Origin of the sequence: Kutzneria kofuensis (genome assembly GCF_014203355.1) — a bacterium.
Taxonomy (GTDB): Bacteria; Actinomycetota; Actinomycetes; order Mycobacteriales; family Pseudonocardiaceae; genus Kutzneria; species Kutzneria kofuensis.
This window is the reverse complement of the sequence record NZ_JACHIR010000003.1, coordinates 93693-107013: the sequence shown is the minus strand read 5'-3', so window position 1 is coordinate 107013 and position 13321 is coordinate 93693. Positions and strand designations below refer to the sequence as shown.

At 69.7% G+C, this 13321-nt stretch carries 12 protein-coding genes; 3 read left to right on the top strand and 9 right to left on the bottom strand.

The annotated features are described in order from the left end of the window. Positions 1-46: 46 nt before the first annotated feature. On the bottom strand, positions 47-766 hold the full coding sequence (locus tag BJ998_RS42710; RefSeq protein ID WP_184869878.1) for an enoyl-CoA hydratase-related protein: 720 nt from the start codon (positions 764-766) through the stop codon (positions 47-49). Between the two features lie 140 nt (positions 767-906). On the opposite strand from BJ998_RS42710, the gene BJ998_RS42705 reads away from it, so the two are divergent. Further along, on the top strand, positions 907-1689 hold the full coding sequence (locus BJ998_RS42705) for an alpha/beta fold hydrolase (RefSeq protein ID WP_184869877.1): 783 nt from the start codon (positions 907-909) through the stop codon (positions 1687-1689). Here BJ998_RS42705 and BJ998_RS42700 read toward each other — a convergent pair. Then, positions 1680-2690: a cation diffusion facilitator family transporter gene (locus BJ998_RS42700; protein WP_184869876.1), complete on the bottom strand. Its 1011-nt coding sequence runs from the start codon at positions 2688-2690 to the stop codon at positions 1680-1682. The two genes, BJ998_RS42705 and BJ998_RS42700, sit on opposite strands and share 10 nt — an antisense overlap. A gap of 37 nt (positions 2691-2727) precedes the next feature. Here BJ998_RS42700 and BJ998_RS42695 point away from each other — a divergent pair, with 37 nt between their 5' ends. Continuing rightward, positions 2728-3087 (top strand): ArsR/SmtB family transcription factor, encoded by a 360-nt coding sequence (locus BJ998_RS42695; protein ID WP_184869875.1) that lies wholly within the window; start codon positions 2728-2730, stop codon positions 3085-3087. Here BJ998_RS42695 and BJ998_RS42690 read toward each other — a convergent pair. After that, positions 3084-4982, bottom strand: coding sequence for a potassium transporter Kup (locus BJ998_RS42690; protein ID WP_312890657.1), 1899 nt, complete (start codon positions 4980-4982; stop codon positions 3084-3086). The genes BJ998_RS42695 and BJ998_RS42690 overlap by 4 nt on opposite strands. Positions 4983-5113: 131 nt before the next feature. Here BJ998_RS42690 and BJ998_RS42685 point away from each other — a divergent pair, with 131 nt between their 5' ends. Continuing rightward, positions 5114-5497 (top strand): nuclear transport factor 2 family protein, encoded by a 384-nt coding sequence (locus BJ998_RS42685; RefSeq protein ID WP_221339621.1) that lies wholly within the window; start codon positions 5114-5116, stop codon positions 5495-5497. A 38-nt stretch (positions 5498-5535) separates the two neighbouring features. On the opposite strand, the gene BJ998_RS42680 is transcribed toward BJ998_RS42685, so the two are convergent. Genes BJ998_RS42680 through BJ998_RS42655 form a run of 6 tightly spaced genes read right to left on the bottom strand, consistent with a single transcriptional unit; the run spans position 5536 to position 13241 of the window. Beyond that, entirely contained in the window at positions 5536-7245 is a 1710-nt protein-coding gene (locus BJ998_RS42680; protein ID WP_184869874.1) for a GH39 family glycosyl hydrolase, read from the bottom strand. A gap of 19 nt (positions 7246-7264) precedes the next feature. Continuing rightward, complete coding sequence (locus BJ998_RS42675; protein WP_184869873.1) at positions 7265-9193, bottom strand: glycoside hydrolase family 31 protein; 1929 nt, start codon at positions 9191-9193, stop codon at positions 7265-7267. Positions 9194-9203: 10 nt separating this feature from the next. Continuing rightward, positions 9204-10001: a carbohydrate ABC transporter permease gene (locus BJ998_RS42670; protein WP_184869872.1), complete on the bottom strand. Its 798-nt coding sequence runs from the start codon at positions 9999-10001 to the stop codon at positions 9204-9206. After that, on the bottom strand, positions 9998-11029 hold the full coding sequence (locus BJ998_RS42665; protein ID WP_184869871.1) for a carbohydrate ABC transporter permease: 1032 nt from the start codon (positions 11027-11029) through the stop codon (positions 9998-10000). Before BJ998_RS42665 ends, BJ998_RS42670 begins: the two co-directional genes overlap by 4 nt. Beyond that, positions 11026-12204, bottom strand: coding sequence for a sugar ABC transporter substrate-binding protein (locus BJ998_RS42660; RefSeq protein WP_221339620.1), 1179 nt, complete (start codon positions 12202-12204; stop codon positions 11026-11028). The genes BJ998_RS42665 and BJ998_RS42660 overlap by 4 nt, the downstream gene beginning before the upstream one ends. 35 nt (positions 12205-12239) lie before the next feature. Then, positions 12240-13241, bottom strand: coding sequence for a LacI family DNA-binding transcriptional regulator (locus BJ998_RS42655; protein ID WP_184869870.1), 1002 nt, complete (start codon positions 13239-13241; stop codon positions 12240-12242). Positions 13242-13321 lie beyond the last annotated feature (80 nt).

Genomic DNA, 13321 nt, shown 5'->3' with positions numbered 1-13321 from the left:
CCGCGGCGCGCTCATCGCGCCGGCCCGGGGAGCCGACCGCCGCCGGTCAGCGGCGCATCGCCTCGATACGGGCCTTCGTGTCCGGGTCGTCGAGCAGTTCCCCGAACACGACCGATTCGCGCTCGAGCTGGTCGTGCGGGTGAATTGTGTTGTGCAGCAACGCCCGGGTCTCCTGTAGCGACCGGGCCGGCTTCGCCAGCAGCGTGGACACCCGGTCCTTGACGCGGGTGTGCAGTTCTTCAACGTTGACGAGAACTTCGTTGACCAGTCCCAGTTCTTGCGCCGTGGTGGCCGGCAGGCGGTCGCCGAACAGCAGCAGCTCCGCTGCCCGCTGCCGGCCGACGCGCTGCGCCAGCAGGAGGCTGCTGCCGAACTCCGGCACCACGCCGAGGTTGACGAACGGGAACTGCAGATAGCTGCGCTCGGTCGCGTACACGAGATCGCAGTGCAGCAACAGTGTCGCCCCGATGCCGACGGCCGGGCCGTCGACCGCCGCGACCAGCACCGCCGTCGTGTCGAGCACCGCCTCCTGGAACTGCCGCACGGCGTCGTCCGCCTTGAAGTCGCCGACGAAGTCCCCGAGATCGTTGCCCGCGCTGAACACGCCGCCGGTGCCGGTGAGGACCACCACCCGGACGTCGCGATGGTCTCGGAGCGCGGTCGCGAGCTCGCGGTACATCGCCGTGGTCAGCGCGTTGCGCTTGGCCGGCCGGTTGATGGTGATCGTCAGCGCCGGGCCGTCCACCGCCGTGGTGATCTCGTCCATGGGGCTCACGGTAGCATCACAGTTCCGTTTTGAAACTCAGTGGTGTGTCGGAGGCGAAGCACCTCGCGTCAAGCCACGCTCAAGCATGGAACCCGAGCCGGGGTCGGCGGCGTTCCACCGGCACGGGACAAGGGGGGAACATGCGTGGGGAGCGGCTGAACGACGGGTTGACAGCGGTGGTGGTGGGGGAAGGTCCGCCGCTGGTCACGTTGCCAGGGCTGGGCAAGGGGGCGGATCTGGCGGTGAAGGTGCCGCCGCTGGCGGGCTTCTCGGCGACAGTGCTGGCACGGGGGTTGAACCGGCGGGTCCACCACATCCAGCGGCCGCCGGCGATGCGGGTGGGGACGACGCTGGCGGAGCTAGCGGGGTGGCACGCGACGGCGTTGCGAGAGCGGTTCGACGGGGCAGTGGACGTGATGGGCACGTCGGGCGGCGGGGCGACGGCGCTGCAACTGGCGATCGATCATCCGGACGTGGTGCGGCGACTGATCCTCTGCACGATCGCGAGCAGACCGGGTGAGCAGGGAAAGAAAACGCTGCTGCGGCTGACGCGGGGCGAGCGGGAGGGGCGGAACGATCCGTGGGCGGCGAGCGGGCTGGTGACGCGGGGGCCTCGACGCGTGCTGACGTTCGTGGCGTACGCGGCGGCGGCCGTCGGCGGAAGGAAGCGAGCGCCGGGCGAGTTCGCGCTGGTCGAGGCGGTGCAGAACTGGGACGTGACAGACCGCCTCGGCGAGGTTGCGGCGCCGACCCTGGTGATCGCGGGCACGCGGGACGCGATCATCCCGTTCGAACTGGCTCGCGCCACGGCGGCGGGGATCCCGGACGCGACGCTGCTGGCGATCGAGGGCGGCGATCACATGACGACGATGTTCGACCGCAGGGTCGCGCCGGCGATCAGGGAGTTCCTAGATCACCGGTGATGCGCGAGGGTCTGGTGGGCGTCGCCGGCGCGGACGGCGGGCTCGGTGTGCACGGTGGCGGCGGCGAGACGGGGAACGGCATGCACAAGCCGGTGTTCGACGTCGTGGGCGATGCGGTGCGCCTGCTCGACGGTGAGGTCGGCGTCGACGGTCACGGCGAGCTCGGCGCGCAGGGTGTGGCCGATCCAGCGCATCCGAACCTGGCCGGCGGCAAGGACATTCGGCACTTCCGACGCCGTGCGCTCGGCGAGGTCGATGGTGGCGGGGTCGACGGCGTCCATGAGCCGGCGGAAGACCTCACGGGCGGCGTCGCGAAGCACGAACAGGATGGCCACGGTGATGCCGAGCCCGATGATCGGGTCGGCGAGCGGGAAACCGAGAGCCACTCCCCCGGCGCCGAGGACAACGGCGAGCGAGGTGAAGCCGTCGGTCCGGGCGTGCACGCCGTCGGCGACGAGGGCGGCGGAGCCGATGCGGCGGCCGACGACAATGCGGTAGCGGGCGACGATCTCGTTGCCCAGGAAGCCGATGACACCCGCAGCGGCGACCACCCAGAGGTGATCGACGGTCTGCGGGTGGAAGAGGCGGTCGACGGCCTGCCAGCCGGCGACCACCGCGGAGCCGGCGATGATCAGAACGACCACAACCCCGGCGAGGTCCTCCGCGCGGCCCAGACCGTACGTGTAGCGGCGGGTGGCGGCGCGGCGGCCGAGCAGGAACGCGACGCCGAGCGGCACGGCCGTCAGCGCGTCGGCGAAGTTGTGGATGGTGTCGCCGAGCAACGCCACGGAGCCGCTGACCAGCACCACCGCGAGCTGCGCGACAGCCGTGACGAACAGCGCGGCGAAGGACCACGCCAGGGTCCGCATGCCCTGCCGGCTGGTCTCCAACGCCGTGTCGACGCGATCGGCGCTGTCATGGCTGTGCGGCGTGACCAGATGCCGCAGCTTCGCCCACCGCGAGTGCCGGTGGCCGTGACCGTGTCCGTGTTGAGGCGTCACGTTGCCAGGATGCGCTGGTCAGGAGCAATATGCAAGCATGTGCGCGCACAAGAACATGGCAGGTGCCAGCGATTCGCACCAGCAGATCGACGGCGAACGGCTCGCCGTCGCCGCCGACGTGCTGCGCCACCTGGCCGACCCGACCCGGCTGCACCTGCTCCGGCTGCTCGGCGACGGCGAGCAGGACGTCACCACCCTGACCACGCAGGTGGCGGCGTCACGGTCATCCGTGTCGCAGCACCTGGGGCGGCTGCGGCTCGCCGGCCTCGTCCAGGCGCGCCGGGACGGCCGGCGGATGCTCTACCGCATCACCAGCGACCACCTGTCGGGGCTGGTCGACGAGGCGCTCGGGTTCGCGGATCACGCGGTGCTGGGGATTCCCCATCACCACGGTTAGAGATCCACGCGGGTTCCCATCACCACGGTCCGTTCGACCGGCAGCCGGAAGTACAACGCCGGGCTGGCCGCGTTGTGCGCGAGCCCGATGAACAGCATCTTCTGCCATCGGGGCAGGCCGTCGCCGGCCCCGAGCTCGATGCTGACGCGGGAAAGGTAGTAGAAGGCCGACGCCGGATCGACCTCCAGTTCGGAGGTGAGCATGAAGGCGTCGCGCAGGGCGGACGGAATGTCCTGGTCGTCCTGGAAACCGAAGCGCACGGTCAGGTGGACGATGCCGTCGTCGGTCCGGTGCAGGGAATCCACGTTCAGGCGCTCGTTGCGTGGCACATGAGGGACGTTCTCGGGGATCACGGTCACGATCACGACGTGTTCGTGCACGACGCCGTTGAACTCGAAGTTCGCCCGCAGAGCGAGCGGCACGGTCTCCTTCGAGGGGTGCGGGAACACGGCGGTTCCCGGCACGCGGACGGTGCCGGCGGAACGCAGCTCGTCCACGAACTCCGCCATCGAACCCTCGATTTCGGCCCGGCGCGCGGTGACGACCCGGCGGCCGCGCTGCCAGGTCAGCATGACCGTAACGACGAGCGCGCCGAGCAGGAGCGGCAGCCAGCCGCCGTGCACGACCTTGGTCAGGTTGCCGGCGAGGAACACCAGCTCCAGCCCGCCGAACACGACGGCGACGAGCGTCAGCTGCCACCACTTCCAGTGCCACGCGGCGGCCGCCAGCACGAGGAACAGCGACGTCGTCAGGAGCAGCGTGCCGGTGACCGCGAGTCCGTATGCCGTGGCAAGGGACTGCGAGGAGCCGAAGGTCACCGTCAAGATCAGCACGCCGGCCAGCAGAATCCAGTTGATTCCCGGCACGTAGATCTGGCCGCTTTCCTCCTTCGAGGTGTGGCGCACGGTCAGGATCGGCAGGAATCCCAGCTGAACGGCCTGCCGGGCCATCGAGAACGCACCCGAGATCACCGACTGCGACGCGATGACGGTCGCCACCGTGGCCAGCACGATCAGCGGGATCTGCGCCCAGCCCGGGGCCAGGATGAAGAACGGGTTCGCCACCGCGTCGGGCCGGCTGAGAATCAGCGCCCCCTGGCCGAGGTAGTTCAGCGTCAGGGCGGGAAACACCACGAAGAACCAGGCCCGGCTGATCGCCGGCCGGCCGAAGTGGCCCATGTCGGCGTAGAGCGCCTCGGCGCCGGTGATGGCCAGCACGACCGCGCCCATCGCGATGAACGCCAGCAGCGGGCGGTCCACGAAGAACGCGACGGCCGACGTCGGCGACAGCGCCAGCAGGATACCGGGCCTGGCCACGACCCACGGCAGCCCGAGCACCCCGATCACCACGAACCAGAGCAGCATCACCGGCCCGAAGAACCGGCCGACCCGGTGCGTGCCGAGGCGCTGCACCAGGAACAGCACCACCAGGATGGTGACGCCGACCGGCAGCACGATCTCCTTGATCTCCGGCGACACCACCTCGATGCCCTCGACCGCGGACAGCACGGAGATCGCCGGGGTGATCACGCTGTCGCCGAAGAACAGCGACGCTCCGATCACCCCGAACAGCATCGCCGTCGCGACCATCCTGGTCCGGCCGGTGACGCTGCGCCGGATCAGCGCCGCCAGCGCCATGATGCCGCCCTCGCCGTCGTTGCCGGCGCGCATCACGAACACCACGTACTTGATCGACACGATCAGCAGCACGGCCCAGAAGACCAGCGAGATCACGCCGTACACGTCGGCCGCCACCGGCCGGATCGCGCCGCCGTCGATGGCGAAGACCGTCTGCAGCGAGTACAGCGGGCTGGTGCCGATGTCGCCGAAGACGACGCCGAGCGCGCTCACCGCCAGCGCCGCCATCCCGGTGCGATGGTGTCTCTCGTTGCTCACGCCGACAGTCTGCCCGGCCCCAGTGGATCACGCCCCCGACGACACCCGTCCGGGCAGTAACCAGCCGGTTCACGGATCCCGCTCGCCTTCCAACGCCTATCGTCGGCGGCCCCACCAGCAGAGGAGCCACCGTGCGAGAGATCTTCGGCCGCTACGTGCACGCCGGCGCGCTCAGCCGCGACGCCGACGCGCTCGCGGACCTCTTCACCGAGGACGGCGTGTTCGAGGCGCCGCTCGTCCCCGACGGGCACGTCTTCCCCAACCACCTCGTCGGCCGGGACGCGATCCGGGCAGGCATGGCCGAGTACTACCGGCTGCCGGCCGGCGCCCAGGGCACCGTCGACACCACGCGGTCAAGCTACGTGCTGCACGACACCGCCGACCCCGACGTGTTCATCGCCGAGATCGACACCGTCGTCGACGGCGTGGCCAAGTCGCTGGTGCAGATCGTCCGCCTGCGCGACGGGAAGATAGCGCGGCTGCGCGACTACTTCGCGCCGGACAGCGTGGCATAGGGGACGCGTGCCCTGGACGCCTCGTTCCTTCAGCGCAGTCAACTCACGTCGGCGCGGTCGATCGCGATGTTCCGGCCGGCGCTGGCGGGGTTCTGGCCGCTGCCAACGGTGATCGTCAGCGTGTGCGCCCCCGTGGTGAGGCCGGGGCTCGTCCACACTATGCCGGAGGCGTTCCGGCTCGGGGCGTAGTCGTCGATGGTGACGGCCGGGCCGCCGTCCATGGACAGCAGCATCTGGCCCTGGTCGAAGTCCCGCACGGCATGCAGCGCGACCTGGCTGCCGGTGAAGTGGAACTGGGCGACGGAACCCGGGACGTAGCTCCAGTTCGCGGTGCCGTCGTACATGTCGGAGACGCCGTTGGTCTGACCCCAGTTGCTGCCGTACTGGAAGTAGTCGGGGCCGGAGGTCACCGTGCCGTCGATGATCCGGGTGATCGGGCCGTTCGCCGGTGACAGCGTGACGAAGTAGGCGTCGGTGCCGGCGGCCCAGCCGATCGGCACGGTCGCGTTGCCGGTGACGACCGTCGTGCTGACGGTGATGGGCTGCGCCAAGGGGTTCTGGTCGGGGATGCGCTGCACGGTCACCTGCACGCCGGAACTTCCCGCCAGCCAGGAGGGAAGGTTCCGCAACGCCAGGGTGATCGTCCCCGTGTTGCCGGCCGAGTCTCCCAACAGGACAGTCGCCCGTCGAAGCGATTGGTCCTTGGCGGCGACGGCGTCGGTCGAGGCGCCGGCATTGTCGACGGAGACGAGCTGGCCGGTGATGTTGGCGTACGCCTGGTACACCCACCACTGGCCGGTCGGCTGCCCGTTGACCAGGGTCGAGTCGAGGCTGCCGGTGACGCAGCAGTCCGACCAGATGGCGTGATCGGCCAGGCTGATCCCGGACTTCGCCAGCTCGGCCAGGTACCACGCCTCGTAGCCGGCGTGCTGCTCGCCGGAGAACAGGTACTCGTTGTCGGCGAGCTTGACTCCCGTGATTCCCCGGGCGGACAGCAGGGACTGGGCGGTGCGCGCGTCCTCGACCGGGTGCGGGCTGAAGTGCCAGTTCAGGTAGGTCGGGACGGTGCCGGCGGACTTCGCGTGGTCGAGGAACGTGCCCAGCGCCGACGGATTCCAGCCGGACATGCTCGGCCCCATGATCGACGCGGCAGGTGCGAGTCGCCGGATCTCGCGTACGGCGGCGTCCCACATCTGGAAGTACTGCGTGGAGTTCATGCCGGCGGGCCAGAACGCGGTGCCGTCCGGTTCGTTCCACACGTCGTAGTTCACGGTCAGCCCGGATGCCCTGACGTCGTTGACGACCTGGTCGATGAACTTCGTCCAGTTGGAACAGTCGCCGTTGGTGCAGGGATACACCGTCGACGACGGTTGCGTGGTGTCGGCGCCGAACAGATCGCTGACCAGAAGGTCGTAGCCGGCCTGGTAGGTGCTCAGCCGCCGGGCCTGGTCGAGCGCGGAGGTGATCCGGACGCGGTAGCCGTTGCCGGCGGTCATGCCGTCGCCGATCCAGCCGTGCCCGTCGATCCGGGCCCCGCCGCCGCGGCCGGACTTCACGTTGAGCGGGCGGAGCAGGTTGTCGGCGGGTGCGCTGCCGTCCTGGCTCAGGCCGTAGAGGAAGCCGGAGCCGACGCCGGTCGGCGCGCCCAGCGACGTGCCGAGATCGACGGTGACAGTGTGGTCGGTCTGCGGTGAGGGAACCGCCGCGGCGAGCAGCAGGGTGGCCGCGGCGACAAGGGACGTGGTCATCGTTGACCCTTCGTCGGTCCTACAGGTGCAGGGTGCTGCCGGCGCGCCGGAAGACGGGGATGCGCGCCAGCGGGGCCTGGGCCTCGACGGTGACACCGCCGGCGTGCTCGATGCCGGTGTGCACGTCGATCCAGGCGGTTCCGGCCGGCAGGTGCACCGGGCGGGACCGTGCGCCGAACTCTGTGACCGGCGCGACGAGCAGGTCGGGACCGAACAGGAACTGGTCCTCGACCGTCCATGCGGACGAATCGTCCGGGAAGTCCACGAACATGGGGCGCTGCAACGGGAATCCCGTTCGCAGCTGCTCGTGGATGTAGTCGCGGAGGCGCTCCCGCAGGCGCAGCTGCTCGGCGACGAGCTCGTACGCGTCGTCGCCGTACGACCAGACCTCGTTGGGACCGCCGGAATGTCCCGCGCCGAAGCCGATCCGGGGCTCACGGTGGCCGTGCAGGCGGAACAGCGGGCAGAACACGCCGTACTGGAACCAGCGGACCATCAGCTCGCGGTACTCCTCCGACGACGGGTCGCCGCCGTGAAAACCACCGATGTCCGTTGTCCACCACGGGATTCCACTGATGGCGACGTTCAGGCCGGCGCGGATCTGGGTGCGCAGCGAGGCGAACGTCGCCGGGATGTCACCGGACCACAGCGCCGCCCCGAACCGCTGGCTGCCCGCCCAGGCCGACCGCACCAGACAGACGACCTCGTCCTCCCCCTCGGCGGCCATGTGCTCGTGCAGGCCCCGAACGTGTTCGCGGGGATAAAGATTCGCCACCTCGCGGCCCGGCCCGGCGGCGAAGCGGAGGTTGCCGAACTGCTCCGGGAAGATCTCCGGCTCGCAGGCGTCCAACCACCACACCCGCACCCCGTGGTCGTAGTAGCCGGCCTTCAGCTTCTCCCAGACGAAGTCGCGCGCAGCCGGGTCGGTGGCGTCGTAGAAGGCGACGCCGTGCCGGTTCCCGTCGAAACCCTTGTCCGGGAAGATCTGGTGCAGCGGCATGCCCTGCTCGGTCCCGATCAGGAACCCGTTGTCCCGCATGTGCTCGTAGTTCTCGCTCAACGGGTTCACCGACGGCCACACCGACACCATGAGCTTCACGCCCATGCCGTCGAGTTCCTTCACCATCGCCGCCGGGTCCGGCCACTCCGCCGGGTCGAACCGCCAGTCCCCCAGGTGCGTCCAGTGGTAGTAGTCGGCCACGATCACCGCCAGCGGCAGGCCGCGATCGCGGTACTCGCGGGCGACGGCGAGCAGCTCGTCCTGGGTCTCGTAACGGAGCTTGGACTGCCAGAAGCCGGTTGCCCAGTGCGGCAGGGCCGGCGCGTGGCCGGTGGCGTCGGCGTAGTGCTGGAGGATCTCGGCCGGGCCGTCGCCGGTGGTCACCCAGTAGTCGATCTGCCGGGCCGAGTCGGCCACCCAACGCGTCCCGTTCTCGGCGAACTCGACGCGGCCGACGGCGGGCAGGTTCCACAGGATGCCGTAGCCGCGGGAGGACAACGCGAACGGGATCGTCACCTCCGCGTTGCGCTGCACCAGGTCCAGCACCATGCCCTTCTGGTCGAGGCGGCCGTGCTGGTGCTGCCCGAGCCCGAAGATCTTCTCGTCCTCGTAGGCGCGGAACCGCTGTTCCAGCCGGTGGTAGCCGTCGCCGTTGGCGGCGAACAACCTCGGCCCCGGCCAGGCGAAGTGCGCCGGCTGCTCGGCCAGCAACTCCCTGCCGTCCTCGGAGAAGGTCAGCAGCCCGTCCTCGGACAGGTCGAGCCGCAGCTTCCCGACCGTCAGCGAAGTTTCCGTTGCCGCTGCCGGCACTTCCGGCGGCGTGATCTCCAGCGCGCCCGGAATGTCGGGCAGGATCGCCTTGCGGCCGACGCGAACCCGGATGCTGTCCGCACCCCACGGCTGCGCGCACAGCACGTGGTCGCCGCTGCGGAACCACAGTTCTGTCACGGGACTCCCCTCAGTCCTTGACCGCGCCGGCGGCCAGGCCCGCCGACACGTGCCGCTGCGCCACCACGAGCAGGACGGCGACCGGCAACGACGCCAGCACCCCGGTTGCCATCACCGAGTTCCAGCTGGTGGTGTTCGTGCCGGCGCCGATGAAGTCGTAGAGGCCGACGGTGATCGGCGTCCAGTTCGGGGCACCGAGGTTCAGCGTGGACGCGAACATGAAGTCGCCCCACGAGAACAGGAACGCGAACAAGCCGGCCGTGACCACGCCGTTGCGGCTGACCGGCAACACGATCGTGACGAACGTGCGCACCGCCCCGGCCCCGTCGAGCCCGGCCGCCTCGACCAGCTCCTTCGGCACCGACAGCATGAAGGCCCGCATGATCAGCACCGCGAACGGCACCGCCAGCGTGGAATCGGCCAGCACCAACGCTTCCGGCGAGTTCAGCACGCCCAGCGTCGAGAACACCCGGTACAGCGCGTTGGCCATCACGATGCCCGGGATCAGCTGCACGATGAGCAGCGTGAACAGCACCGGCCGCGAGTTCCGCCGCGACAGCCCGTAGGCCGCCGGCGCCGCGATCAGCAGCGTCAGGACAACCGTGCCGAGCGCGACGATCACCGACACGACCAGGTGGCCGCCCTGCTGGCCGAGCGCGTCCCGGTAACCGTCGAGGGTTCCGCCGAACGGCAACCAGTGCGGCTCCCGGTCGGCGATCTGCTGGTTGGTCTGCAAGGAGGCGTCGACCATCCAGTACAGCGGGAACAACATCACCGCGAGGAGGACGATCGCGATGGCGGTTCTCATCGCGCCACCACCTCGGACCGCGTCGACCTCAGGTAGAAGACCGCGAACACCAGCGCCACCACGATCAGGAGGTTGCTGGCCGCCGCCCCCAGCCCGAACTGCGACAGCCCGCCGAAGGACAGCTGGTAGCCGTAGGTGGTCACCGTCTGCGTCGAGTTCGCCGGGCCGCCCTTGGTCATCACCCAGATCACGTCGAACACCTTGATCGTGTAGATCAGGCCCAGCGTCAGCACCACCGCCACCACCGGCCTCAGCAGCGGCATCGTGATGTGCCGGAACCGCGCCAACCCCGTGGCCCCGTCCAGTGCCGCCGCCTCGTGCACGTCCACGGGGATCGATCGCAGGCCGCCGTACAGGATCACCATGTTGAACGGGATCCCGATCCACACGTTGCACAGCAACACGCCGATCATCGCCGTGCTCACGCTGTTCAGCCACGGCACCGGCGCATCTACGAGGTGCAGGCTCAGTAGCACGTGGTTGAGCACTCCGTTGCTCGTGTCCAGGATCCAGCGGAACACCGTGCCCGTCACCACCAGCGGCAGCAGCCACGGGATCAGCAGCAGCGAACGCAGGAGCCCGCTCAGCGGGAAAGCCCGGTTGAAGAACACCGCCAGCCCCAGGCCGATGGTGAACTGGAAGACCAGCGAGCCCACCACGAAAACGACGGTGTTGACCACCGCTGTGCCGAACACCGGGTCGCGCAGCAGGCGCAGGTAGTTGTCGACGCCGTTGAACGGTGCTCGTCCACTGTAGACCGACTGGATGCCGAAGTCCTGGAACGAGAGAACGAGATTGCTGACGAGCGGGTAGAGGAAGAAGAGGGCCAGGTAGAGGATCACCGGCAGGACGAAGCCGATGCGGGCGACGGAGTTCCACCGCCGCCGGACGCCGCTCCCCCGCGCCGGGCGGTCACCGCGCTCCCACCCGAGCCGCCCCACGGCCCACCGGCCCGGCCTCCCGCCGGCTGCGGCCGGCTGGCGCTGCCACTCCCCGGCCACCGTTGCCCCGTCCTGTGCGGCTCTCATTGGCCGGTCGCCTGCTTCTGGGCCGCTTCGAGCGCGGCGGCGGGAGTGGCCCGGCCGGCCAGCGCGGACTGCACGGCTGTCCACAGGGCCTGCGAGTACTTCGGGTAGTTCACGCCGAGGGTGGCGGTGCGGCCCTTGGCGTCGGCGATCTCGTCCACGAAGGACCTGAACCGGGGATCGGTCTCGGCCAGCTGATGGGCGGCCTGTTCGTTGCTGGGCACATAGTTCGTCAGCTTCGACCAGGACAGGCTGTTGTCCTTGGCGGTGAGGCACTTGACGACCTCGGTGGCCTTGGCCGACCTGGGACCGTTGCCGGCGGCCCAGACTTCGCCGCCCAGCGCGCTGGACGGGGTGCCGCCGGCGGGCACGGGGATGGGGGCGATGGCGAAGTCGGTCATGCCGGCCTTGGCGAGTTGGGGCAACTGCCAGGGACCGTTGACCATCATGGCGAGGGCGCCGTTGGCGAACTGCTCCTCCAGGTTGGCCTGGGTCCAGGTGAGGACGTCCTTCGGAGCGGAACCGCTGCCGACGAGGTCGGTGAGCAGTTGCAGCGCGGCGACGGACTGCGGGGAGTCCAAACTGGACAACGAACCGCCGGCGCTGAGGAAGAACGCCTCGAACTGGAAGCTGCCCTCCTCGGTGGCGGGAACGGCGAACCCGATGCCGTGCTGGTTGCCGGTGGTGAGGCGGGCGGCGGCGGCCTTGAGGTCGTCCCAGGTCTTGGGCGGGGCGACACCGGCGGCGGCGAAGAGCTTGGTGTTGTAGTACAGGGCAAGGGCGTTCACACCGGGTGCGACGCCGTAGAGTTTGCCCTGGTAGCGACCGGCTTCGACGACGTTGGGGTACAGGCCGTCGGTGGCGAGGCCGAGTTCGGACAACGCGCCGGTGGCGGCGATCTGCTGCAGGTCCGGGTTGTCCAGCAGCACCAGGTCGGGCACGTCGTGACTGCCGACCAGTTGTAAGACCTTGGTGCGCAGGTCGGGGACGACCTGGCGCTTGATCGTGACGCCGGCCTGCTTGCCGCAGGTGTCGAGCAGCTGCGGCAAGGCGGTGAGCAGGGGGTCGGTGTTGTAGTAGTCCATTTCGGTCAGCGTCGAGTCGTCACCGGCGGACGCGCCGCCGCAGCCGGCGGTGAGCAGCATGACGGTCGCCGCGATCAGGGCGAGTTTCCTCATCGCGAAGCCTCCTTCGCGCAAAAGAGAGTGGTGGGTCAGCGGCGCGGCGGCGCGAGGCTGCCGCGGTCGACGAAAGGCGGCGAGATCAGCACGTTCGGTCCGGGCTCGGTGTGGGAGCGGATGCGGCGCAGCAGCGCATCCACGGCGGCCTCCCCCATCTCCGCGGCCGGCACGTCGGCGGCGCTGATCTGGGGACGCAACGCGGTGGCGTTGCGGACGGAGGTGATCGCCAGCAGCGACACGTCGTCCGGAATTGCCTTGCCACGAGCCGAAAGCGCCGACACCAGGCCGGCGAGCGAGCGCTCGTTGATGGTCAGGATCGCCGTCGTGTCCGGGGCCTGGGCGAGGATCTCGTCCAGGCAGCCGGCGGCGGCATCGTCGCTGTCGTCGCAGCACCGCGAGATGCCGGCGATCTCCAACTCGACGGTCGCCTTCTCGAACGCGTCCGCCGCCCGGAACGCCGGGCCGTACTCGTGGTCCAACAACTCCTGCGGGCGGTTGACCAGCGCGATCGACCTGTGCCCCAACGCCGACAGGCGTCGCACCCCCTCGGTCACCAGGCCCGCGTAGTCGAGGTCGACCCAGCCGTGCGCGTCGTCGGCGCCGGTGCGGCCGATGGTGACAAAGGGAAAGCCTTCGTCGATCAGCCTGGTCACGCGGGCGTCGCGCAGCACCGTCTCCATCAGGATGACGCCGTCCACGCGTTTCTCCGTGACCATGCGCTCGAACGACTGCTGCCGCTCCGGCGACAGCAGCACGTCGAAGTCGCGGTCGGCGGCGGCCTCCGCGACCGCGCCGACGAAGTGCAGTTGGTCCACGCTCAGGTGCGGCCCGGTCGGCGGTATCACCAGCCCGATCGTCCGGGTGGAGCCCTCGGCCAGCGCCCGGGCGGTGGCGTTGGGCCGGTAGCCGGCCTCCTCGATCACGCGGGTGATGCGCTCGTGCAGCTCGGGGCTCACCTGCCGTTTCCCGCTCAGCACGTACGACACCGTGCTCCGGGACACGCCGGCCAGCTTGGCGATCTCGCCGATGTTCACCCGCGGCCTCCTTGCCTGCGAACCGGTTCGCGAACCGGTTCGCCAGACTGTAGGGCCGGGCCTCGGGCACGTCAACACCG

Bases quoted from the DNA above. Each gene is read 5' to 3' on its own strand.
- BJ998_RS42710 (WP_184869878.1), bottom strand. From the start codon at position 766: ATGGACGAGATCACCACGGCGGTGGACGGCCCGGCGCTGACGATCACC.
- BJ998_RS42705 (WP_184869877.1), top strand. From the start codon at position 907: ATGCGTGGGGAGCGGCTGAACGACGGGTTGACAGCGGTGGTGGTGGGG.
- BJ998_RS42695 (WP_184869875.1), top strand. From the start codon at position 2,728: ATGTGCGCGCACAAGAACATGGCAGGTGCCAGCGATTCGCACCAGCAG.
- BJ998_RS42680 (WP_184869874.1), bottom strand. From the start codon at position 7,245: ATGACCACGTCCCTTGTCGCCGCGGCCACCCTGCTGCTCGCCGCGGCG.
- BJ998_RS42670 (WP_184869872.1), bottom strand. From the start codon at position 10,001: ATGAGAACCGCCATCGCGATCGTCCTCCTCGCGGTGATGTTGTTCCCG.
- BJ998_RS42665 (WP_184869871.1), bottom strand. From the start codon at position 11,029: ATGAGAGCCGCACAGGACGGGGCAACGGTGGCCGGGGAGTGGCAGCGC.
- BJ998_RS42660 (WP_221339620.1), bottom strand. From the start codon at position 12,204: ATGAGGAAACTCGCCCTGATCGCGGCGACCGTCATGCTGCTCACCGCC.